This window comes from Demequina sp. B12 (genome assembly GCF_028823635.1).
Classification (GTDB): domain Bacteria; phylum Actinomycetota; class Actinomycetes; order Actinomycetales; family Demequinaceae; genus Demequina.
Window position 1 is genome coordinate 16,482 of sequence record NZ_JAPEHU010000002.1, and the last position, 23,027, is coordinate 39,508.

The window sequence follows — 23,027 nt, forward strand, 5'->3', positions numbered from 1 at the left end:
AAATCAGTGAAGAAGGTCGGCCGCGTCAAGCTGGGTCTCCAGATGGAAGACCTCGGGAAGCTGGGGTGCGCCCTGGTCGGGCCGGGCGCCGTCGAGCGCCACGAAGAAGGAAGCCATCGCGGCTTCCCAGCGTGCGGTGCGCGGATCCGCGGCGAGTGCCGCTGCGGACGCCTCGTCGTCGTCCGTCTCGTAGACGCCCACCAGTAGTCCGTCGGGGCTCAGAAACAGGCTGTAGTGGCGCCGTCCCGCATCGCGAATCGCCTCGAGCATCTCGGGCCAGACGGCCCGGTGGGCGTCGACATACTCGTCGAGCCGGTCAGGGTCGACCTGCAGGGTAAAGCACACGCGAGGCATGGCTCAGGCGCCCCATCCTGCCTGGGTCCCACCCACGCGCTCCGCCGCGATGCTGGCGAGATAACCCGACTCCGCGAAGGCCGCCATGGGGTCACCTGGCAGTCCGCGGCTCTCGCGCCATGCGGCGAGATCGGGACGCACATCCGTGTAGAACGCGTCCATGAGGATGCCGTTGGCTCCCAGGACGTCGCCGGCGACCTGCGCTTCGGTCAGCGCGTCCCGGTCCACCAGCAGGGCTCGGGCAGTCATCTCCTGCACGTTCAGGACGCTGCGGATCTGACCGGGGATCTTGTCCTCGATGTTGTGGCACTGATCGAGCATGAAGGCCGTGTCGCCGTCGTTGCCGTAGCCGCCGCCACGGATTACCTCGACGATGATGCGGAACAGTTGGAACGGGTCAGCGGCGCCCACGATGAGGTCGTCGTCGGCATAGTTGCGCGAGTTGAAGTCGAAGGATCCCAACTTGCCCAGGCGCAGCAGCTGCATGACGATGAACTCGATGTTGGTGCTGGGGGCGTGGTGGCCCGTGTCAAGACACACGGTGGCGCGCTCGCCGAGGGCCGCCACCTGGGCGTAGCTCGTACCCCAGTCCGGCACGTCCATGTGGTAGAAAGCCGGCTCGAAGATCTTGTACTCGAGCACCAGGCGCTGGTTCTCGCCGATGCGCGCGTAGATCTCTTGAAGGGCCTCGTGCATGCGGTCCTGGCGGCCGCGCATGTCGTCCTGGCCCGCGTAGTTGGTGCCGTCTGCGAGCCAGATCTTGAGGTCGCGCGATCCCGTCTGGTCCATGATGTCGATGCATTCGAGGTGGTGGTCGATGGCTTTGCGACGGATGCGGTCATCGCGGTGGGCAAGCGAACCCAGCTTGTAGTCCTCGTCCTGGAACGTGTTCGAGTTGATGGTGCCGAGCCGGACTCCCCGCTCCTCAGCATGCGCGCGCAATACGCCGTAGTCATCCACCTTGTCCCAAGGAATATGGAGAGCAACACTCGGAGCGAGTCCCGTGAACTTGTGGACTTGAGCGGCATCCGCGATCTTCTCGAAAGGATCGCGTGGAGTTCCTGGAGTCGTGAAGACCCGGAACCTCGTGCCGGAGTTACCAAACGCCCACGACGGGAGTTCGATTGCCTGTTCCTCGAGGCGGTGGGCGATGGCATCGAAGGCAGTCATAGCTTCGCTTTCTTTCCAAGGGTTAACGGCGTCACACAGGGGAGGGGCGCTGGCCCGAGGCTCCAAGGGAGTCCTCGGACCAGCGCTGTTTGGCGTTCGTCTAGAAGTCGAAGTCGCCGATGTTGTCTGCGTCGAACACGTAGGGGTCTCCCAGCAGCACCACGCCGTCAGCGTCGACGGTGTACTCGCCGAGCTTGCCGGCTTCAAACATGTCGCCTTCGGCTCCGGTGATCTCTCCCTCGATCAGCGCCTTGGCGGCGTATGCGGCCAAGTAGCCCAAGTCGCCCGGGTTCCACAGGGCGAACGCTTCGCAGGTTCCGTCCTCCACGTAGGAGCGCATCTGGTTCGGAGTGCCCAATCCGGTGATAGCCACTTCGCCCTTGTACTCAGAGGTCGACAGGTAGCGTGCTGCGGCTGCGACACCCACCGTGGTCGGTGAGACGATTCCCTTCAGGTCCGGGTAGGTCTGCAGAAGAGCGGCCGTCTTGTCGAAGGACGTCTGGTCGTCGTCATCGCCGTACACCACATCCACCAACTCGATGTCGGGGTGATCTGCCGCAAGCATCTCTTCCATCAGCTCAATCCATGCGTTCTGGTTGGTCGCGTTCGCGGTTGCCGACAAGATGGCGATCTGACCCTCGTCGCCAATCTGCTCGGCGATCATGTCGACCTGCACCTGGGCGATGCCCTCGGCGGTTGCCTGGTTGATGAAGATGTCGCGGCAGTCAGGGTTGGTGTCCGAATCGAACGTCACGACCTTGACGCCATTGTCGCGAGCCTCATTCAAGGCATCGCAAATCGCCTCCGGGTCGTTCGCGGAAACCGCGATACCGCCGACTCCCTGCTGGGTGAGAGTGTTGATGTAGCTGACTTGTGCATCGGGTGCCGCTTCCGCGGGTCCCACTTCTGCGTAGGTGCCGCCGAACTCGCCAATGGCCTCCTCGCCACCCGCGTCGGAGGTGTCGAAGTAGGCGTTGCCCAGGTTCTTGGGGAGGAACGTGATCGCCAAGTTAGCGTCAGACCCTCCTTCGGCCGAGCCGCCACCGGTGGCGCTTGAGGTGGGGTCTGAGTCGGAGCCGCTGGAGCAACCGGCCACCACCAGTGCGACCGTCATTGCCAGAGCGGCAAGACCGCCCTTCTTAGGGGTGAGTGAAGACGTCATTGTGCTTCCTTTTCCTTGTGCTGCGATGGCTGTGCATCGGGGTTTGCATGACCAACCGCGGGAGCGGGCGTGGTGCCGCCAGCGGCTTCTCTGTTCCCGCGATGGCGCGCCCAGGAGGAGCGTGCCCACGCGAGAAGACTGGGGGAGACAACGGACACCACGAGGAGGGTGCCGGTGATGATGTTGATGACATCAGAGGTGACATTGGCGAGGCGGAGTGCGCTTGCCAGAATGCCGATCAGGAACACGCCTGCGATGACGCCGTGGAGTGCGCCGCGTCCGCCAAAGATGGAGACGCCGCCCAGCAGGACTGCGGCGATCACACTGAGTTCGAGACCCGTGGCGTTGTCGCCGCGGGCGCTGCCGTAACGGAGCGTGTAGTAAATGCCGGCAAGGGCGGCGATGGTGCCCGAGGCGACGAACAACAGAAGCTTGGTGCGTTCGACTCGCACACCGGAGAACCGGGCGGCTTCCGATGACTGTCCGATGGCGAACACGCCCCGTCCGAATGGCGTGGCGTGGAGCAACAGTCCAAACCCGATCGCAAGGATGACGAACACGATCATGACGCTGGGGATGGGGGTACCCGGGATTTTTGAGGTCGCAAGGTCTGTCCAGGCGTCGGGAAAGCCGGTCACCGCCGTCGTGCCGAGGATTCCTACGGCGAGCCCTCGGAACAGAGCCAGGGTTCCGATCGTGACGGCCAGCGATGGGAGTCCCACCACGGTCACCAGGAATCCATTGATGAACCCTGCAATCGCGCCAACGGCCAATGCGGCGAGCATGGCCAGCGGAATGGGAAGCCCCGCCTGGTACAGGGTTCCGAAGGTGACGCTCGACAATCCCACGACCGACGCGACCGAGAGGTCGATCTCGCCCGTCACGATGATCATGGTCATCGGCAATGCGATCAGCAGGATCGCCGCGATATCGAGCATGAGGTACGTGAGCGTGATGGGCGAGGAGAAGTTCGGTACGGCGACTGCGGCGACTACGTAGACGCCAATCACGGCAGCGACGATGGCGATCTCTCGAGTGAGGAGCGCACGCCGCCACCACGGACGCGAGTAGTCGCGGTAGGTACGGACAGTGGTCCGCTCTGCAACGGCGCTAGCCACGGTGCGCCTCCTTGTCTTGGGCAACGGCGGGCGGTGGGGAACTGTCTTGTTCGGTATCTCGGAGTGCGAGAAGGCGGCGTTCTTGCCGGTTCGCCGCGAGCTTGTCCAGCACGATCGCGCCGATGATCAGTACGCCGACCACCGCGCGCTGCCAGAAGTCCTCGACTCCTAGCACTGGCAGGGCACGGTTGATGGTGAGCAGCAGGTACGCGCCGATGGCGGCACCGAACACTGAGCCTGACCCGCCAAAGATTGCGACGCCGCCGATGACGGCTGCGCCGACGGCCTCGAGTTCGAGACCCGAGCCCACTTGGGAGTTCACCGTTCCGTAGCGTGCCGCGTACAGGACTCCTGCGAGGCCGGCGAGTGAGCCGGACAAGACGAACGCGGACAGCACCCTGCGGCGGACCTTAAGTCCATAGAGGTTTGCCGCATCCGGATCGGAGCCAATGGCATAGAACTCGCGTCCGCCCCGTTGGGTGTACATGTACCAGCCGGCGATGGCCAGGACGATGAGCGCGATCACTGTGATGACCGGAATCCTGAACCACGATTGGGTGCCGAGTGCGAGGAAGTCCTGGGGCATGTCGGACGCGTTGATGCGGTCGGAGCCAGTCCACATCACGTTGATGCCGCGGTACGCATAGAGAGTGCCCAGCGTGATGACGAGTGACGGAACCTTCGCGAAGGCCACCAGGCAACCGTTGATGAGTCCCAGCAGCGCGCCACACGCAATGCCGATGAGAAACACCGTGGGCCAGGGGAGCCAGGAGAAGTCGATGAACACGCGACCCGTGAGATAGGCACTGAGGCCCACCACGGAACCTACCGACAGGTCCACATTGCGTGTCACGATCACCATTGCTTGGCCCACCGCGACGATCATGAGGATCGCGGGGGTGACGAGTAGGTCGCGGAATCCGTCGCTGGAGAAGAGGAAGTTGGGGTTCTGCACCGTGGTGATCGCGATCACTGCAATCAAGGCTGCGAGGACTCCTGCCTCACGTGCCTTCCCAATGCGCCCCAGACGTGCGAGAACCTGGGACTGGGCCAGGATGCTCGTGGAACTGCTGTCACTCATGCTGCCGACTCCTTGCTGTGGGTAGCGGCGAACATGACCGACTCGGGTGTGGCCTCGTCGCGATCGAGTTCGGCGGTGATGCGGCCCTCATGCACGACCAAGACTCGGTCAGCCATGCCGAGGACTTCAGGCAGCTCGGATGAGATCATCACGATGGCGAGGCCCATGCCAGCGAGCGTGGACAGGTCGCGGTGAACCTCCGACTTAGTGCCGATGTCGATGCCGCGGGTGGGTTCGTCAACGATGAGTACCGTGGGGTTGGTGGCAAGCCATTTGGCGAGTACGACCTTTTGCTGGTTGCCGCCGCTGAGTGTGCCGGCCTGAGCGTCTAGGGCGCTGGTCTTTACTTCAAGTCGAGAGGCCCAGCGCCGAGCTGCGTCGTTCTCTGCCGACGGCCACAGGAGACCGTACTTTGTGAGGCTGCGACGAATAGCAAGTGTCGTGTTGCGCGCCACGGTGGAATCGAGAATCACACCTTGATTGCGGCGATCTTCTGGCACGAGGGCGATCCCGGCGCCCATCGCGTTGGCTGGGTCATGCTTCCTGATCGCTTTTCCGTTGACGGACACTGTTCCAGAGGAGTAGTCGTCGACTCCGAAGATGGCGCGCGCGATCTCGCTGCGGCCTGCGCCGACGAGCCCCGCTAGCGCCACGATCTCGCCGGACTTCACTGAGAAGGAGACGTCGTGGAACAGTCCACGTTGGCTGAGGCCTTCGACAACCAGCACATCCTCGCCAATCGACGCCGGCTCCTTGGGGTACAGCGTGGTGACATCGCGGCCCACCATCTGGCGCACGAGTTCGTCGACGCTGGTGTCTTCGATCGCGGTGGTGGCGACGTACTCCCCGTCACGCATGATCGTGACGGTGTCGCATAGGTCAAACACTTCGTCGAAGCGGTGCGAGATGAACAGAAGGGCGCGGCCTTCGTCTCGCAAGGCCCGAGCCACCTTGAAGAGACGTTCTACTTCGACGCCAGAGAGTGCCGCAGTGGGTTCGTCCATGATGAGGACGCGGGCGTCGAGCGAGATGGCCTTTGCGATCTCCACGATTTGCTGGTCCGCAATGGACAGGCCACGTGTGGGCCGGTCCGGGTCCAGAGAGACTCCAAGCTGGTCGAAGAGTGCCGTGACTTGGGTGCGCATGGAACGCCGGTCAACACCACGCAGTCCGCGCACGGGCTGGCGTCCCATGAAGATGTTCTCCGTCACCGAGAGGTCGGGGAACAGTGTGGGCTCTTGGTAGATGACTGCGATGCCGGCATCTTTGGACTGGGCGGTGTTGGAGAAGTTGACGCTCTCTCCTGCGAGTTCGACTGTGCCTGCGTCGCGTTGGTGGACGCCGGCGATGATCTTGACGAGCGTGGACTTGCCTGCACCGTTCTCGCCGATCAGTGCGTGGATGCTGTGCGATTCCATGCGCAGGGAGCCGCTCTTGAGTGCCATTACGGACCCGAAGGACTTGGATACACGGTCGAGCAACAGTGCGGGCCGTTGCTCGACGCGGGGGACAGGCGTCGACATTGACACTCCAGTTTCAGTCGCCATTGATGAAACGATTCAAGTAGGTTCAATGTAGGGCCGACGGCAACACCTGTCAAAGGGGTTGCCGTCACGGAAATGTAACGATTCAATAGGCAGGGCGGCACGGTGCGTGTTTTTGACCGATGCTCTAAAACCTGTGGCAGGATCACGTCACAGTCGTGATGGAGGAAAGTGACATGGGCGTCAGCGTGAAGCAAGTCGCGCAGCTAGCAGGGGTGTCAGTTGGCACGGTCTCGAACGTCCTCAACCGACCCGACACCGTCCGCCCCGAGACGATCCACCGTGTCCACGACGCCATCGAGGCCTTGGGTTACGTCCGCAACGACGCAGCCCGGCAGCTACGCGCAGGGCAGTCCAATCAGATTGCGCTCATTGTGCTGGACATGGGTAACCCCTTCTTCACGGATGTCGCGCGCGGCGCAGAAGACCGGGCCGCGCACTACGGGCGAACCCTGCTGCTCGCAAACTCGGATGAGTCGGCTACGCGAGAAGCCGCCCACCTCGACCAGTTCGAGCGCCAACGGGTGTCGGGAGTCCTCCTGGTTCCCACAGCAGACGCAGCCGAACACGTGGCCAGACTGCGCGCACGGGGAGTTCCCGTGGTGTTGGTGGACCGGGGGTCCGGGGACCACACCATCGCTTCCGTGGCGGTCGATGACGTGTCAGGCGGGCGGCTCGCGGCGATGCACGTGCTGGCGCAGGGCCGCGAGCGGATTGCCTTCGTGGGCGGCCCCAGTTCGCTTCACCAGGTTCGGGATCGTTGTGCGGGGGCGAGGGCTGCCGTTCGTGAGGCTGGTGCGGACGACCTCATCGTGGTGGATACCCCAGGCCTGACTCTAGATGCGGGTCGGGAGGCCGGCGAGCGCCTACGAGCGATGGTGCGTGCTGGCACCTGTGATGCGATCCTCGCGGCCAACGACCTGATCGCCATCGGGCTGCAGCAGGCGCTACTGGCAGGACCCGACGGCGTGAGAATCCCCGAGGATGTGGCACTCGTCGGCTATGACGACATCGCGTTCGCAGCAGCGGCAGTGGTGCCCATTACGTCGGTGCGTCAGCCACGAGATGCCATCGGCTCGACAGCCGTCGATCTGCTGGTTGCGGAGGGCGAGAAGTCCACGAATGATGCCCGCCAACATGTGGTGTACCAGCCCGAACTCGTCGTCCGTGCTTCTTCGCAGCCCGGGTGACAGCGCGGTGATCGGCTGCCTGTCACAGTGCCGGAGGCGGCGCCTGTGCCCCTTTACGCGACGGGGATGCCCTCGACTGGGCTGACAGGCGCGGGGCCCGCGGTCAGAACTTCTGCGACCGGGTCCGTGGTGGAGGCCACGGCATCGGTGCGGCGCACATGCACGGTCAGCCCTGCGGCCGCTGACATCAGGTCGCGGGCCTCATCGATGAGGTCAGGGTCGACCGCGGCGCCGGAGCCGTCAAATGCCTCCGGGGTGGCAAACAAGACGGTCTCCGGCTGCGAACGCAGTGCAGCCCCCACGTCGGTCAGGACCGTACGGAGGTGCTGAAGGGACGCGAACCGCGGAAGTGGGCCTACGCTCACGCCCGCGATGATCGTGGGCGTGCCTTCAAGCGCGCTCGGACCTCCCGCGGTGCCCGCCCAATCGATAGCGTTCTTCAACGCGCCCGGAATGGAGCGTTCCACCGTGGGGGCCAGCACCACGATGCCGTCGAGCTCGGCGATGGACCTCCGCCATTCGTGCGCCGGGGTCGGGACGGGGACGTCGTCGTACGGGGCGTGGTGGGGGAGTCGTTGCGCGTCGAGGGGGACAACTGTGGTGTGATCAGGAGCCGCATCGGTGAGGAGCCGAATGAGCTGGTGCTGTGTGCGGGCAAGGGGCATCGAGCCAATCAGTAGGCCGAGCGTCGTCACGGAGGTCTCCTGGTGAGCTATGGGGCTGAGCACCGAATGTGCCGCCCATGATTACCGTTCCCAACGCTGAGAGTGCTGAGTTATTCCCCTGGTACGTCCGTGACGCCGCGTCGTGCGTGTCGGGGTTTACGACAACTCTCGGCCAGCATAGATGTCTGCCGCATCACGCAGAAGGACCGCCGCACCGGGGGCAACCTCGTCATAGTTGCGGCGGAATCGCTCGTCGTCGACGTACATCTGAGTGAGCCCGCGGTAGGTCTCTGCAGTAGGGGTCCAGAACAGTGAGACCCAGGCGTAGTGCTTGGCGACAATCTCCTGAACCTCCGCGGAGTCCGCCGCGAAGCCCACGCGAATCGCGGCTCCCAGCGCCTCCACGACCTCGCGGTGGGTGTCCAGGTGTTGCTGTTGCCCCTCCTTGCCCAGCGCCTCCCACTTGGCGTTGGACTGGTCCACAGCGTCGTCGCCCCAGCGTTCACGTGCTTCTGGTTCATGCTTGCGGCGGTCAAAGCCGTCGAGGATGTCCTCGTTTGTCATGGGAGTTCCCTTCTCTAATGAATCGATGGTGCTGGCCACGGTCGCCGCCAGGCGTGCAAAGCGATCTCGCTCGGCCACGAGTCCAGCGAGGTGGTCGCGGAGCGCGGCGATGGTGACGGTGGGGTCGTCGGTGTCGACGATCGTGGCGATGCCTGCCAAGGGTGTTCCGAGTTCACGGAGCACCAAGATGTGCTGCAGGCGGAGCAGTTCTGCGCGCCCGTAGTGGCGCCGGCCGTCGTGACCGGTCCAGGCGGGCGCTAGGAGGCCGATGCTGTCGTAGTACCGCAGGGTGCGGGACGTGACGCCGGTGAGGCGTGAGATCTGAGCGATGTCGAGGAAGGTCTCCTCCGCATCGGCCGGTGCTGTGGTGTTCATGGAAACCAGCGTAGAAGTTGACGTTACGTCAATGTCAAGCGGAGTTTTCCTGCCCCCAGAACAACACGAGCACACGCAAGTTCTAGACTCGCCACTATGACGCAGACGCCAGACATCAAGCCACGCTCACGCCAGGTCACCGACGGACTCGAAGCAACCGCGTCGCGCGGCATGCTCCGTGCCGTAGGTCTGGGCGACGAAGACTTCGCGAAGCCCCAAATCGGCATCGCCTCCTCCTGGAACGAAATCACGCCCTGCAACCTGTCGCTCCAGCGCCTGGCACAAGGCTCCAAGGAAGGCGTCCACGCAGGCGGCGGTTACCCGCTCGAGTTCGGCACCATCTCCGTCTCCGACGGCATCTCCATGGGCCACGAGGGCATGCACTTCTCGCTCGTCTCGCGCGACCTCATCGCCGACTCCGTCGAAACCGTCATGATGGCCGAACGCCTCGACGGCTCCGTCCTCCTCGCCGGCTGCGACAAGTCCCTGCCCGGCATGCTCATGGCCGCCGCGCGACTCGACCTCGCATCGGTCTTCCTCTACGCAGGCTCGATCATGCCCGGCCACGTGAAGCTGAGTGACGGCACCGAGAAGGACGTCACCATCATCGACGCCTTCGAAGCCGTTGGCGCTTGCGCTCGCGGTCTCATGTCGGAAGAGGACCGCCTGGCCATCGAGAAGGCGATCTGCCCCGGTGAAGGTGCGTGCGGCGGCATGTACACCGCCAACACCATGGCTTCCGTGGGCGAAGCGCTCGGCATGTCCATTCCCGGTTCCGCGTCCCCGCCCAGCCCCGACCGTCGCCGCGACTACTACGCCCACAAGTCCGGCGAAGCCGTCGTCAACATGCTGCGCAAGGGAATCACTGCCCGCGACATCATGACCAAGGAAGCGTTCGAAAACGCCATCGCCGTGGTCATGGCCTTCGGCGGCTCGACCAATGCGGTCCTGCACTTGCTGGCCATTGCGAACGAGGCCGAGGTGGACCTCACCCTCGACGACTTTGCCCGCGTCGCAGACCGCACCCCGCATCTGGGAGACCTCAAGCCCTTTGGTCAGTTCGTGATGAACGACGTGGACCGCGTGGGCGGCGTCCCCGCCGTGATGAACACCCTGCTGGAAGCGGGCCTCATGCACGGCGACGTCATGACCGTGACCGGTAAGACTCTTGCGGAGAACATGGCGGAGCTCAAGCCCGCCACGATCGACGGCCGTGTGGTCCGCCAGCTCAACAACCCCATCCACAAGACCGGTGGCATCACCATCCTCAAGGGCTCGCTTGCCCCTGAAGGTGCGGTCGTGAAGTCCGCTGGCTTCGATGACTCCGTGTTTGAGGCCACCGCACGTGTGTTCGACCGTGAGCGCGCCGCACTGGACGCGCTCGAGGACGGCACCATTCAGGCCGGCGACTGCGTGGTGATCCGCTACGAAGGGCCCAAGGGCGGCCCCGGCATGCGCGAAATGCTTGCGATCACCGCAGCCATTAAGGGTGCGGGACTGGGGAAGGACGTCCTGCTTGTCACGGACGGTCGTTTCTCCGGAGGCACCACCGGCCTGTGTGTGGGACACATCGCCCCCGAGGCCGTCGACGCTGGCCCCATCGCGTTCGTGCGTGACGGGGACAAGATCACCCTGAACGTTGCCGATGGTTCGCTCGAACTTCACGTCTCCGACGAAGAGATGGCGGCACGCCGCGACGGGTGGGAGCCCATCGCGCCTCGCTACACCAGGGGCGTTCTGGGCAAGTACCAGAAGCTCGTGGGTTCCGCGTCTAAGGGTGCGGTGCTCAGCTAATCTCCCCAGGCCGTAGATACACGGCGGTGAATCGTTGCCTCAGCGCCCCTGGCCGTAGATTTTCTGCGGCCAGGGGCGCTGTTGCGTGTGGGGTGGGGGTGCGCCTTCCTCCGGACATGGCCCGAGTCAGGCCGATGCTTGGCTTACGTTCCGTAGCCAACCTGAGTCGCACATCGGTCCTGGTCAGGTGAGGAATGCGTCGGTAACCTACGGCTAGGAGCGCTCATTGCGCCAGATCCCGCCGAGTCTCTACGGCTGCAGGAAACGGGGAGTGCGCGTCTCAATATATAAGACCGTGAACCACAATGTGAGATTCTTTGTCCAGATGGTGACATCCTGTCCCAGGCGGGCGTAGAGTCTTCAACATGCAGGCGATCCTTCTAGTTATCTGGCGCGCGGACGCTTAAGTCCCCACCCAGGCAACGTCCGCGCGCAGACCCCGACAGCCACCAGGCCTCGGGGTTTTTCCATGAAGGAGGCGGACAGAAGAACTGCCTCACCACCGATCGACTCAACGGGAGAGAAGATGGCACAGGTCAAGGCCCCTAAGCCTTCTGCGTTAGCACCGCAGCCTCAAGCCCTCGCACAGGCCACCAATGGCCAAGAGATGACGGGCGCTCAGGCGATCATCAAGTCGCTAGAGTGCGCGGGCGCAACCGACGTCTTCGGTTTGCCCGGCGGGGCCATCCTTCCCACCTACGACCCCCTCATGGACTCGCAGCGCCTGCGCCACATCCTGGTGCGCCACGAGCAGGGTGCCGGCCACGCCGCCCAGGGCTACGCACACGCCACCGGCAAGCCCGGCGTCTGCATCGCCACCTCCGGACCCGGTGCCACCAACCTGGTGACCCCCATCGCGGATGCCAACATGGACTCCATCCCCATGGTGGCCATCACCGGCCAGGTGGGTGCCGCCATGATCGGCACGGATGCCTTCCAGGAAGCGGACATCGTGGGCATCACCGCCCCCATCACCAAGCACAACGTGCTGGTGACGGACCCCAACGAGATCCCCAAGGCCATCGCCGAGGCGTTCTACATTGCGACCCACGGACGCCCCGGCCCCGTGCTCGTCGACATCGCGAAGTCCGCGCAGCAGTCGCCCATGACCTTCCAGTGGCCCGAACGGATCGAACTGCCTGGCTTCAACTCGGGCGCCCGCCCGCACGCCAAGACCGTTCAGGAAGCCGCGCGCCTGCTCGCCACCTCCCGCCGCCCCGTGCTCTACGTGGGTGGTGGTGTGATCCGTTCCGGAGCATCGGCCGGACTGCGCAAGCTCACCGACCTGTCCGGCGCTGCCGTCACCACTACCTTGATGGCCCGTGGCGCACTGCCCGACTCGCACCCGCAGCACCTGGGCATGCCCGGCATGCACGGCACCGTCGCTGCCGTGGCGGCCCTGCAGAAGGCAGACCTGGTCGTGGCATTGGGTGCACGCTTTGACGACCGTGTCACCGGCAAGCTCGAATCGTTTGCCCCGAACGCCACCATCGTGCACGCAGACATTGACCCCGCGGAGATCGGCAAGAACCGCGCCGTCGACGTGCCCATCGTGGGTGACCTCAAAGACGTGTTCGAAGCTCTGGTGCCAGCACTGGAAGAAGAACACCGCAAGCACGGCAAGCCGGACCTCGAAGCCTGGTGGGCGCAGCTCGACGACTGGCGCAACACCTACGGCCTGGGCTACGTCCCCACGGACGACGACCTGAGCGCCCCCCAGCACGTGATTCAGCGCCTGGGAGAAATCTCCGGCCCGGACACCATCTTCACGTCCGGCGTGGGTCAGCACCAGATGTGGGCCAGCCAGTTCATCAAGTACGAACGTCCCAACACGTGGATCAACTCGGGCGGACTGGGCACCATGGGCTTCTCCGTGCCTGCCGCGATGGGAGCCAAGGTGGGCGAACCGGACCGCACCGTGTGGTCCATCGACGGTGACGGATGCTTCCAGATGACCAACCAGGAACTCGTGACCTGCGCCATCAACGAGATCCCCATCAAGGTGGCGATCATCAACAACTCGTCACTGGGCATGGTGCGCCAGTGGCAGACGCTGTTCTACAACCAGCGCTACTCCAACACGGACCTGCACACCGGGCACGGCACCGCCCGTATCCCGGACTTCGTAAAGCTGGCCGATGCGATGGGTTGCGTGGGCCTGCGTTGCGAGTCCGATGCCGACGTGGACGCCACGATCAAGCGCGCCATGGAGATCAACGACCAGCCAGTGGTCGTGGACTTCACGGTGTCGCGCGACGCCATGGTGTGGCCGATGGTCGCAGCCGGAACGTCAAACGACGAGATTCAGTACGCACGCGGCATTGCCCCCGAGTGGGACCGCGGCGAGGAGGAATAAGACCATGACTAGGCACACTCTTTCCGTCCTCGTAGAGAACAAGCCCGGCGTGCTCGCACGCGTCGCCGGTCTGTTCTCGCGCCGGGCATTCAACATCCACTCGCTCGCGGTGGGTCAGACGGAGCACCCCGAGATCTCCCGCATCACCGTGGTGGTCGACGTAGACGAACTGCCGCTCGAACAGGTCACCAAGCAGCTCAACAAGCTGGTGCACGTTCTCAAGATCGTCGAGTTGGAACGCGAGAAGTCGGTCCAGCGCGACTTGCTGCTTGTCAAGGTCCGAGCAGACGCCCGCCAGCGCGCAGACGTCCTGCAAATCGTGGACCTGTTCCGCGCCCACGTCGTCGACGTCGCCTCCGACTCGCTCGTCATCGAAGCAGTCGGCGCACCCGAGAAGCTCGAAGCGCTGCTCGCGGCACTGAGCGCCCACGACGTCCGCGAAATCGTCCAGTCCGGAACCGTGGCCATCGGCCGTGGTGGCCGGTCCATCACCGAGCGTGCCTTCGAGCGCGCCACCGCGTAACGCAACCACACGGTTACTCAACTGTGAGGGCCTGACGCCACCCCGGCATCGGCCCACCACGCTTTCAAGAGAAGGAGAAAACCCAGCATGGCTGAAATGTTCTACGAGGACGACGCAGACCTGACCCTCATCCAGGGCAAGAAGGTCGCAATCGTCGGCTACGGCTCCCAGGGACACGCGCACGCTCAGAACCTGCGCGACTCGGGTGTCGAGGTGCGTGTGGCACTGCGCGCCGGCTCCAACTCCACCGCCAAGGCAGAAGAAGACGGCTTCACCGTCAACACCGTCGCCGAGGCCGCTCAGTGGGCAGACGTCATCATGATCCTGGCGCCCGACCAGCACCAGCGCACCATCTACAACGACGACATCCTGCCTCACCTGACTGAGGGCAAGACCCTTGCGTTCGCGCACGGCTTCAACATCCGCTTCGGCTACATCGAGGCTCCCGAAGGCGTCGACGTGATCCTCGTTGCCCCCAAGGCTCCCGGTCACACCGTGCGCCGCGAGTACGTCGCAGGCCGCGGTATCCCCGACATCGTCGCCGTTGAGAAGGACGCCTCCGGCAACGCCTGGGCACTCGCACTGTCCTACGCCAAGGGCATCGGCGGCACCCGCGCCGGCGTCATCAAGACCACCTTCACCGAAGAAACCGAAACCGACCTGTTCGGTGAGCAGGCAGTTCTCTGCGGTGGCGCATCGCAGCTGGTCCAGTACGGCTTCGAGGTGCTGACCGAGGCCGGCTACCAGCCTCAGATCGCCTACTTCGAGGTGCTGCACGAACTCAAGCTGATCGTGGACCTCATGTGGGAAGGCGGCATCACCAAGCAGCGCTGGTCCGTCTCCGACACCGCCGAGTACGGCGACTACGTGTCCGGCCCCCGCGTCATCACCCCCGAGGTGAAGGAAAACATGAAGGCTGTGCTCGCAGACATTCAGAACGGTGCCTTCGCCAAGCGCTTCATCGACGACCAGGACAACGGCGGCGTGGAGTTCAAGGAACTGCGCGCCAAGGGTGAAGGCCACCCCATCGAGGAGACCGGCCGCGAACTGCGCAAGCTGTTCTCGTGGAAGAACGATGTGGACACTGACTACGTGGACGGTCAGACTGCCCGATGAGCCAGACCTACAAGCTTGCTGTTGTTGCCGGAGACGGCATTGGCCCTGAGGTCGTGGCAGAAGGCCTGAAGTGCCTTGCCGCCGCGACCGAAGGCACCGACATCGCCTTCGAGACCACCGACTTCAACCTGGGGGCAGCCCGCTGGCACGCCACCGGTGACACCCTCACCGAGGGAGACCTCGACGCCATCAAGGAACACGATGTGATCCTGCTGGGCGCGATCGGTGACCCTTCGGTGCCCTCCGGGGTCCTGGAGCGTGGCGTGCTTCTGCCGTTGCGCTTTGCCCTGGACCAGTATGTGAACTTGCGTCCGTCGCGTCTGTACCCCGGAGAGGTCTCGCCGCTGCGGGATGTCACCGAGGTGGACTTTGTGGTGGTGCGTGAAGGCACCGAAGGTCCGTATGTGGGCAACGGCGGCGCGCTGCGCGTCGACACCCCCCACGAAATCGCGACCGAGGTTTCCGTCAACACCCGTCACGGCGTGGAACGCGTGGTTCGTTACGCGTTCGAGGTGGCCTCCAAGCGTGAGCGCAAGCAGCTCACGTTGGTCCACAAGCACAATGTGCTGGTGCACGCGGGCCACTTGTGGCGCCGCACGGTTGAGGCCGTCGCGCCGGAGTTCCCTGATGTGACCTGGGACTACCTGCACATCGACGCTGCGACCATTGTCATGACGACCAACCCTGGCAAGTTCGACGTGATTGTGACCGACAACTTGTTCGGTGACATCCTGACGGACCAGGCCGCAGCCATCTCCGGTGGCATCGGCTTGGCGGCGTCTGGCAACGTCAACCCCGACAAGACCGCACCGTCCATGTTTGAGCCGGTCCACGGTTCTGCTCCGGACATTGCTGGCAAGGGCATTGCGGATCCGTCCGCGACCGTCCTGTCGGTGGGCCTCATGCTTGACTTCCTTGGCTACCCCGAGCTTGCTGCCCGGGTGGAAGAGGCCGTTGCGGCCGATGCCGCTGCCAAGGGTGACTCGACGCGCACCACAGCGGAAGTCGGCGACGCGCTGGCTGCCCGCATCCGCGGCTAACACCGCACCCTGATGCGTTCTGGCAGTCACTGAGTGCACGAAACAGCCGTTTTGTGACACTCAGTGACTGCCAGCGCACCACCACAAACTAAGGAAGGCTCTGAAGTGACTGACACCGCCACCACGTCCAACGCCGGGGCCTTCGAGGTCCGCCCCAACCCAGCGCCCACAAGCGCCGCGGCACGGGCGGAAGCGTTGGCAGACCTGCGCTTTGGAGTGCAGTTCACCGACCACATGGCGCGCATGCAGTGGCGCAAAGACGAGGGTTGGAACGACCGCCGCGTGGAAGCGTATGCTCCGCTGCAGTTGGACCCTGCCGCCGCCGTGCTGCATTACGCGCAAGAGATTTTCGAGGGCCTCAAGGTCTACCGCTGGGAAGACGGGTCGCTGCACCTGTTCCGCCCGGTCGCGAACGCCGAGCGCTTCAACCGGTCCGCGAGGCGGCTCGCCATGCCGGAACTGCCCGTCGAGGACTTCCTTGGGTCCATTGAGGCGTTGGTAGCGGTGGACGGCGAGTGGGTGCCCGGCTCGGAAGAGTCCAGCCTGTATTTGCGTCCCTTCATGTTCGCCTCGGAAGCGTTCCTAGGGGTCCGTCCGGCGCACGTCATGGACTACCTGCTCATTGCGTCGCCGGTTGGGCCGTACTTCCCGGGCGGTGTGAAGCCCGTGTCGATTTGGGTCGCTACCGACTACCACCGCGCAGGGCCCGGTGGCACGGGTGCCGCGAAGTGTGGTGGCAACTATGCGGCCAGTCTGCTTCCGCAGCAGGAGGCCTATGCTCACGGATGTCAGCAGGTGATGTTCCTCGATGCCCGTGAGGGCAAGTTCCTTGAGGAACTGGGTGGCATGAACCTGTTCGTGGTGCGTGCTGACGGCACCATCGAGACTCCCCGCCTGACGGGCACCATCCTTGAAGGAATCACCCGGTCGAGCGTCATTCAGTTGCTGGAAGACGACGGCAAGAAGGTAGTGGAGCGCGACATCACGCTCGCGGAGATCACCGCAGGCATTGACTCGGGCGACATCGCGGAGATTTTCGCCTGCGGGACTGCGGCTGTGGTCACTCCAGTGGGGCGGTTGGCGTCAGAGTCGTTCGACGTGACCGTTGGCACGGGAGATGCGGGTTCGGTGACGATGGCGATTCGTGAACGCCTCACTGACGTTCAGTACGGTCGCGCTGATGACGTCTACGGCTGGATGCACCGCGTCGGGTGAGCATCGTCGACACCGTCTGGGGTGACGTGACGACGCAGGTTGCCGCCACGCCAGCATCGGCGCTATGGCCGCTTGCCGCGGTGGTGGTGTGTGTGCTGGTCCCGCAGTTGTGGCATGTGGTGCGTCACGTTGTCACTGTGGTGCACGAGGTGGGGCACGCCTTCATTGCGACTCTGCTGGGGCGCAAGGTGCGCGGGATCCGGCTGCATGCTGATACCTCCGGATTGACAACACATGCTGGGTCCGCGAGGCGGTTGCCGCTGGCATTGACTGCGTTTGCTGGCTATCCCGCACCTGCATTGGTGGGGATTGGTGCGGCAGCTGTGATCCATGCCGGCTATGTGTTCGGACTGTTGTGGGCCGCGGTGATGGTGCTGATTGTCGTGCTGGTGCAGATGCGCAATGTGTACGGATTCCTCGTGGTTGCGACATTGCTTGCGGGCCTGGGGTGGTTGGCGTGGGCTGGCCCTGACGCGTGGCGCGTGGCGGTGGCCTACGGCTTGGCGTGGTTGCTGCTGCTGGGTGCCGTGCGTGCCGTGGTGGAACTGAGCCGGACACGACGCCGCGGCGGTGGGCGTGGGTCCGATGCCGACACGCTCGCCTCGCTCACCAGGATTCCCGGCGCGGTGTGGGTAGCGGTGTTCTGGCTGGTCGCAGTAGGTTGTGCACTGTGGGGGACATGGTTGATGGTGGCGCAGATCGCGCTGTGGTGACAGTTCGGGTAGGGCTGTGGTCGTTGGGGCTCCGCCTCGTTCTGGTGGCAGTCGCTGGCTTTGTGCTGACTGCGGTTCCGGAGAACTACTCGACGTGGGATAGGCCCGGGGCATCAGTGTTGCCTTCTGAGCGGACGATGCCGGTGTGGGGCAACGTGGTGGTGGCGGCCGTCATGGCCGCGAGTATCGTGAGCATCGCTGTGGGGTGGTGGTTGAGGCGACGTCCTGCGGCACGTGGAACGACGTTGCTTGGTGTGCACCGCTGGCTTGCAGTCGTCACGTTGGTGGGGCTGACGTGGTGGGCGGCCGTACTGCTCGTCTCACAGGTGACGTCCATGCTTCCTCAGGAGGGGGTGATGGCGGTCAGGGGTGGGCCTTTCCTCTACCTCGATGCGTTCGTCGCCACGGTGGCGGGAGTCACTGGCATCGTGGTGCTGCGAGACCTGATCCTCCTCACACGCGCCGCACGGGTGCGGGGTGTTCAAGCCGCTGAGCAGCCCGCGTCGCGGCAGTGACTCAGGTCACAGCGACCACGTGACCTTCGGTACCGTAACTTACGGCGCCGTAGGTTACGATTGAGTATGGCTTCCCTTGAGTTGACGTCCCCCGGTCTGGTGACCGTTGAGGACCACATGAACCTCACCGCAATGCTTGAGGCGCGCGCATCGGCGAACCCGAGTGCCCCCTTTGCCGAGGCAAAGGACGCGGCCGGTGAGTGGTTCACAGTGTCGCTGGGTGAGTTCCGCGACCGGGTAAACGCAGTGGCCAAGGGTTTGATGGTTCAGGGCGTGAAGCCGGGCGACCGTGTGGGACTCATGGCTGACACCAGCTTGGAGTGGTCAGTCCTGGACTTTGCTGTCCTCGCTGCTGGCGGCGTGACCGTCCCGATCTATCCGTCGTCTTCCGCATCGCAGTGTGCGTGGATCATTGAGGACGCCGGGATCTCTGTGGTGGGTGTCCAGTCGGAAGCGAACCAGGAGATGGTCAGCGGGCTTGCCTCCGCGCCGCAGGTCATTGCTCTGACCGCCCAGGGACTTGATGAAGTTGCTGCGGCAGGACAGGGCGTCAGCGACGTGGACCTTGCTGCACGCACAGAAGACGTCACTCTTGATGACTTGATGAGCATCATCTATACCTCGGGCACCACGGGCCGCCCCAAGGGTGCGATGCTGACGCACCGGAACATGGTGGAGCACGCTGCCAACGTGGAAGCTGACCCGTCGTTTGGCGGGTTCGTTCAGGGGGACCGTACCCGCGTGCTGCTCTTCCTGCCGTTGTCGCACATCTTTGCCCGGTTCGCGATGATCCTTGCACTCAGTGCTGGTTCGGTCATTGGCTACACCTCGAACCACAAGACGCTGGTCGCGGACCTCGCAGCATTCAAGCCTACGTGGATGCCGTTGGTGCCGCGCGTGTTCGAAACCATCTACAACCGTGCCGACACGTCGATGTCGGGTGTGCGCAAGGTGCTGTTCCGCTGGTCCGCGCATGTGGCACGTGATGTGTCCCGCGCGCAGGAGGCCGGTTCCGTCAGTGCGAGCCTGAAGGCCCGCTACAAGGTGGCCGATGCTCTGGTGCTGTCGAAGATTCGCCGCCTGTTGGGTGGCAACCTGGATTACGTGCTAGCGGGCGGCGCCAAGCTCACCCCTGAGATTGGTCACTACTTCAGTGGCTTGGGCATCACTGTGATGCAGGGCTACGGCCTGACGGAGACCTCGTCGGCTGTGGGTGGCACCCCCACGGATGACAACCGCATGGGCACGGTAGGCCGCCCCATCGCTGGTAACTCGGTCATGGTGGACGACGAGGGCGAGATCCTCGTCAAGGGCATCTGCCTGTTCTCCGGCTACTGGAATGCGCCTGAGGCGACCGCTCAGGTGATGCGTGATGGCTGGTTCGCCACGGGTGACCTGGGCGAAATCGTGGACGGCATGCTGACCATTACTGGTCGCAAGAAGGAAATCCTGGTGCTGTCGTCGGGCAAGAACATTCAGCCCGCCATCCTTGAAGACTCCATCCGTTCCCACCCGGCCATTCAGGACTCCGTGGTCGTAGGCGATGGCCGCCACTTTGTCTCGGCCGTGGTGACGCTCGACCCGGTGCTGCTGCCCGACTGGCTGGCAGCTCACGACCTTCCTGAGATGAACGTCGAAGAGGCGTCGGTTAACGAGAAGGTGCGTGAACTGATTGGTCGCGCGATCGCATCGGCCAATGAGAAGGTGTCGCGCGCAGAGGCCATCAAGGAGTACCGCATCCTTCCGCGCGAGTTCTCTGAGGCCAAGGAAGAGATGACGGCGTCGCTGAAGATTCGCCGTGCCGTGGTGCAGGAGCACTTTGCGGATGTGATCGAGTCGATCTACTCGCAGAACAAGCCCACCCCTCCGAGCGCCGCGTAAGCGGCACACCGCAGCAGGGGGCTACTCCTGCTCGAAAACGCCTAACCGTTCGGCGTACGCCACGGCCTGCATCCGGTCGCTTGCTTTGAGTTTGCGCAGCAGCAGGCGGATCTGAGTGCGGACGGTGTTGATCGACACGAAGCGCTGCTGAGCGATCTCCGTGTTGGTGGCACCGTTGCGGAGGGCCTTGAGGTTTTCGCGGTCCACTGGTGTGAGCGGCGCTAGTGTTGCGCGGTGCCAGTGGCGAGTGTCCGTGGCTGCCTCGGACAGTACTCGGGCCAGTTCGGGTGAACATTGGTCCAAGTAGTTCATGAGGTCGTCGAAGTCCTCTGCTGTCACGAACCTCAGGCCTACCCGGAGCAAGCCTGCTGAGGTGCCGCGTAGCGTCGCTTCCAGACGTTGCACCGCTGCGGCCGGGGAATCCATCCGCAGGTGTGCCACGGCGGCGATGGCGCCAGCGATGGCGCGGGAACGTGGCGCGGTGCAAATCGAGTCGACCTGCTCGACGGCCTCCATCGCTTCCCCTGCGCGGTCGAGCGCCAGCATGACAAGCGCCTCAGCGGTGAGGGTGAACCACTCCTGAGGCGGTCGGCTGCGGATCAGCCGCAAGGCGGTCACCACGTCACCCACAGCGAGCGTGGCCATGGTGGTAGCGCCCAAGATCGCGGCGCTGGGCCGCCCGTCCGCCCAGTAGTGGCTGCTGCGTTGGAGGGAGTCTTGGAGCAGCCGGCGGTCCATGGAGTCCGGGGTCAACACCGCGTGCATCATGAGGACAAAAGCTTCCGCCACTGACCGGGACGGCGCTTGTTTGCGGCGTTCTGCCAAAAACTCTGTGAGGTGGAGGGCGCGTTCATCATCGCCCCATTCCAGGACCACCAGCGCATCGGTGAAGGACGAGCCCAGGTCATCGCGATGGTCGGGTGCGTAGCCCAGGAAGACTTCGTGAGTCAGCGCGGCCTGGGAGTCAGCCATGGCGGTGCGGCTGTTGGGGTTGTGATGTGACCGCATGACGGACGTAAACAGCAGCGCCTGCATATTGTCGTCGACTTGAGTGGCTGCCCAGAAGGGGATGTACATCTCTGCGGCGAGGTTTTCGGCGACGGTGGCGTCCTTCGCGGCGAGCGACAGGAGCCCGGGGTGGCTGTTGTCGCCCAAGAGCTCCTCGACCTCGGCTAGCAGGCGCATGGTGTCGCTGCGTTGGCCTAGCGACATGTGAGCCATGACCTGCCGGGTGACGACCTGGAGCTTCTCGAAAGGGGAGCGAGGCCGGCGCATGGCCAGTTGTGACAAGGCTGCCAGGTAGAACTGTTCGGACACTGCGGGTGTGAGGGTTTGCCGCGAACGGTACTCGCCTGCGATGAGCAGCATTGCAGGGAAATGGCGCAGCTGAGCCCACGGCACTGCGGTGATGGCCTGGATGATGACGGCTGGCGGCGACAGGAGGAAGAAGCGCAGATTCTTCCAGATGAGGCTTTCCGCTTGGCCTACCTGCCCGAGTGCCAGCAAGTAGTAGACCTGCATACCCAGGTGGTCGTTGGCTTGGGTTGCGGCAAGACCGTCGCGGAGTGCTGCAAGGTTCGCGTCCGGGCTGCGATATCGCTGGACCGCTTCCCATACCTCTGGATGCCATTCCATGACGGATTGGCCTGTTTCAGGATCGACCTCGTGAGTTCCCAGGGGGAGCATCCGGATGCGTTCAAAGTTGGCGTGCACGGTGGTGCGGTCGTGGTGGGCGCCCGTCAGCAGTTCGGCCGATGCGCGCCTCAGGTGGGAGGCGCGGCGCAACAGTTGCATCATGGTGCTGGAGTCACGGCGTTCGGGTTGGACGTCGATGAACCTGGTGGCCAACTCTGTGACGAGGTGCAGGTCGAGGCGAACGTCGGGGTCTGCCCAGGGTGATGAGCCTTCTGCGGTGCGCAGCATTTCGAGCCTGCGGCGTACAAGTGCGGGGTTGCCGCGGTACCGTCCGGTGAGGGATGCGTACATCGTGGCGGGGGCGTCGATTTCGTTGAGTTGCGCGAGGCACGTCACTTCGACGGCGCTCAGCGCGAGGTCGGCCTCGGTCATCACATGCACGTCGTCGACGGGCAGCGGGGGCGGAAGGTCCAGCGATCTGACGACTACGCGGGGACGGTGGGGGAGTTGAGTGAGGGCGACGAGTTGTTCCCACAGTGGGTCGTCGTCGGTGAGCTCCACCTTGCTGATGAAGTAGACCGGAGCGCTCGCGGACGCGGGGTCCGCGATGGTTTCTTCGATTCCGCGTCTGTTGGTGAACCACCAGGTCTTGGTTCCCGTGTGGGATTCGATACGGGCTTGGCACTGGCGCATCCAGGTGGTGGCGCCCCAACTGGGCAGTGCCGCGATAACGGTGATGGTGGCGAGGTCTCGCAGGCTGCGGACTTCCGTGGCTCGCTCAAGCAACGCCCATGAGGAGTGTGTCCCCATGGCGTGTTTGGGTGCCATTACGTCACCTGCCATCGGCCTTCCGCTTCCGCCCTTCCGGTAGGGCGCTTCGTAGCAACCGGTGCCACGCAGTTTCCCTCAGCGCAGTCGGTATCCAGTGACCGTATCCCACGGGGGGCTGTGTGCTTGACCTCCTGGCGTTTCACATGGGGTGAACCTGGGGGGTGATTTCTGGTGGAACCCCGGCT

The 23,027-nt window shown here is 64.1% G+C and carries 19 protein-coding genes; 10 read left to right on the forward strand and 9 right to left on the reverse strand.

Annotated features, from left to right (window positions below; all coding sequences use genetic code 11):
* Positions 1-3 precede the first annotated feature (3 nt).
* The 6 genes from ON058_RS04540 to ON058_RS04565 all read right to left on the reverse strand — a co-directional run bounded on the left by ON058_RS04540 (position 4) and on the right by ON058_RS04565 (position 6,408).
* Positions 4-354 carry an L-rhamnose mutarotase gene (locus ON058_RS04540; protein WP_274667852.1) on the reverse strand — a complete coding sequence of 117 codons (351 nt, stop codon included), beginning with the start codon at positions 352-354 and terminating at the stop codon, positions 4-6.
* Between the two features lie 3 nt (positions 355-357).
* Entirely contained in the window at positions 358-1,524 is a 1,167-nt protein-coding gene (gene rhaI, locus ON058_RS04545) for an L-rhamnose isomerase (RefSeq protein ID WP_274667853.1), read from the reverse strand.
* A 100-nt stretch (positions 1,525-1,624) separates the two neighbouring features.
* Positions 1,625-2,686, reverse strand: coding sequence for a rhamnose ABC transporter substrate-binding protein (gene rhaS / locus ON058_RS04550; RefSeq protein ID WP_274667854.1), 1,062 nt, complete (start codon positions 2,684-2,686; stop codon positions 1,625-1,627).
* Positions 2,683-3,804, reverse strand: a complete 1,122-nt coding sequence (locus tag ON058_RS04555) for an ABC transporter permease (RefSeq protein ID WP_274667855.1) — start codon at positions 3,802-3,804, stop codon at positions 2,683-2,685. Before ON058_RS04555 ends, rhaS begins: the two co-directional genes overlap by 4 nt.
* Complete coding sequence (locus ON058_RS04560) at positions 3,797-4,885, reverse strand: ABC transporter permease (protein ID WP_274667856.1); 1,089 nt, start codon at positions 4,883-4,885, stop codon at positions 3,797-3,799. Before ON058_RS04560 ends, ON058_RS04555 begins: the two co-directional genes overlap by 8 nt.
* Positions 4,882-6,408: a sugar ABC transporter ATP-binding protein gene (locus ON058_RS04565; protein WP_274668401.1), complete on the reverse strand. Its 1,527-nt coding sequence runs from the start codon at positions 6,406-6,408 to the stop codon at positions 4,882-4,884. Before ON058_RS04565 ends, ON058_RS04560 begins: the two co-directional genes overlap by 4 nt.
* A 197-nt stretch (positions 6,409-6,605) precedes the next feature.
* Here ON058_RS04565 and ON058_RS04570 point away from each other — a divergent pair, with 197 nt between their 5' ends.
* A complete protein-coding gene (locus tag ON058_RS04570) occupies positions 6,606-7,619 on the forward strand; it encodes a LacI family DNA-binding transcriptional regulator (RefSeq protein ID WP_274667857.1) in 1,014 nt (337 codons plus the stop codon).
* A 53-nt stretch (positions 7,620-7,672) separates the two neighbouring features.
* On the opposite strand, the gene ON058_RS04575 is transcribed toward ON058_RS04570, so the two are convergent.
* Positions 7,673-8,314: an NADPH-dependent FMN reductase gene (locus ON058_RS04575; RefSeq protein ID WP_274667858.1), complete on the reverse strand. Its 642-nt coding sequence runs from the start codon at positions 8,312-8,314 to the stop codon at positions 7,673-7,675.
* 126 nt (positions 8,315-8,440) lie between these two features.
* A complete protein-coding gene (locus tag ON058_RS04580; RefSeq protein WP_274667859.1) occupies positions 8,441-9,223 on the reverse strand; it encodes a MerR family transcriptional regulator in 783 nt (260 codons plus the stop codon).
* Positions 9,224-9,319: 96 nt separating this feature from the next.
* On the opposite strand from ON058_RS04580, the gene ilvD reads away from it, so the two are divergent.
* The 9 genes from ilvD to ON058_RS04625 all read left to right on the forward strand — a co-directional run bounded on the left by ilvD (position 9,320) and on the right by ON058_RS04625 (position 20,376).
* The gene (gene ilvD / locus ON058_RS04585) at positions 9,320-11,017 is read left to right on the forward strand and encodes a dihydroxy-acid dehydratase (RefSeq protein WP_274667860.1); all 1,698 of its coding nucleotides are present in this window, start codon (positions 9,320-9,322) and stop codon (positions 11,015-11,017) included.
* A 526-nt stretch (positions 11,018-11,543) separates the two neighbouring features.
* A complete protein-coding gene (locus tag ON058_RS04590; RefSeq protein WP_274667861.1) occupies positions 11,544-13,373 on the forward strand; it encodes an acetolactate synthase large subunit in 1,830 nt (609 codons plus the stop codon).
* 4 nt (positions 13,374-13,377) lie between these two features.
* On the forward strand, positions 13,378-13,896 hold the full coding sequence (gene ilvN / locus ON058_RS04595) for an acetolactate synthase small subunit (RefSeq protein WP_274667862.1): 519 nt from the start codon (positions 13,378-13,380) through the stop codon (positions 13,894-13,896).
* Positions 13,897-13,983: 87 nt separating this feature from the next.
* Positions 13,984-15,012 (forward strand): ketol-acid reductoisomerase, encoded by a 1,029-nt coding sequence (ilvC, locus tag ON058_RS04600; RefSeq protein WP_274667863.1) that lies wholly within the window; start codon positions 13,984-13,986, stop codon positions 15,010-15,012.
* Entirely contained in the window at positions 15,009-16,052 is a 1,044-nt protein-coding gene (locus ON058_RS04605) for a 3-isopropylmalate dehydrogenase (protein ID WP_274667864.1), read from the forward strand. Before ilvC ends, ON058_RS04605 begins: the two co-directional genes overlap by 4 nt.
* Positions 16,053-16,157: 105 nt before the next feature.
* A complete protein-coding gene (locus ON058_RS04610; protein WP_274667865.1) occupies positions 16,158-17,267 on the forward strand; it encodes a branched-chain amino acid aminotransferase in 1,110 nt (369 codons plus the stop codon).
* Positions 17,264-17,980: a M50 family metallopeptidase gene (locus ON058_RS04615; protein WP_274667866.1), complete on the forward strand. Its 717-nt coding sequence runs from the start codon at positions 17,264-17,266 to the stop codon at positions 17,978-17,980. Before ON058_RS04610 ends, ON058_RS04615 begins: the two co-directional genes overlap by 4 nt.
* Entirely contained in the window at positions 17,947-18,495 is a 549-nt protein-coding gene (locus ON058_RS04620) for a hypothetical protein (protein WP_274667867.1), read from the forward strand. Before ON058_RS04615 ends, ON058_RS04620 begins: the two co-directional genes overlap by 34 nt.
* 66 nt (positions 18,496-18,561) lie before the next feature.
* A complete protein-coding gene (locus ON058_RS04625) occupies positions 18,562-20,376 on the forward strand; it encodes a long-chain fatty acid--CoA ligase (RefSeq protein ID WP_274667868.1) in 1,815 nt (604 codons plus the stop codon).
* A gap of 21 nt (positions 20,377-20,397) precedes the next feature.
* Here ON058_RS04625 and ON058_RS04630 read toward each other — a convergent pair whose 3' ends face one another.
* Positions 20,398-22,839, reverse strand: a complete 2,442-nt coding sequence (locus ON058_RS04630; protein WP_274667869.1) for a LuxR C-terminal-related transcriptional regulator — start codon at positions 22,837-22,839, stop codon at positions 20,398-20,400.
* Positions 22,840-23,027 lie beyond the last annotated feature (188 nt).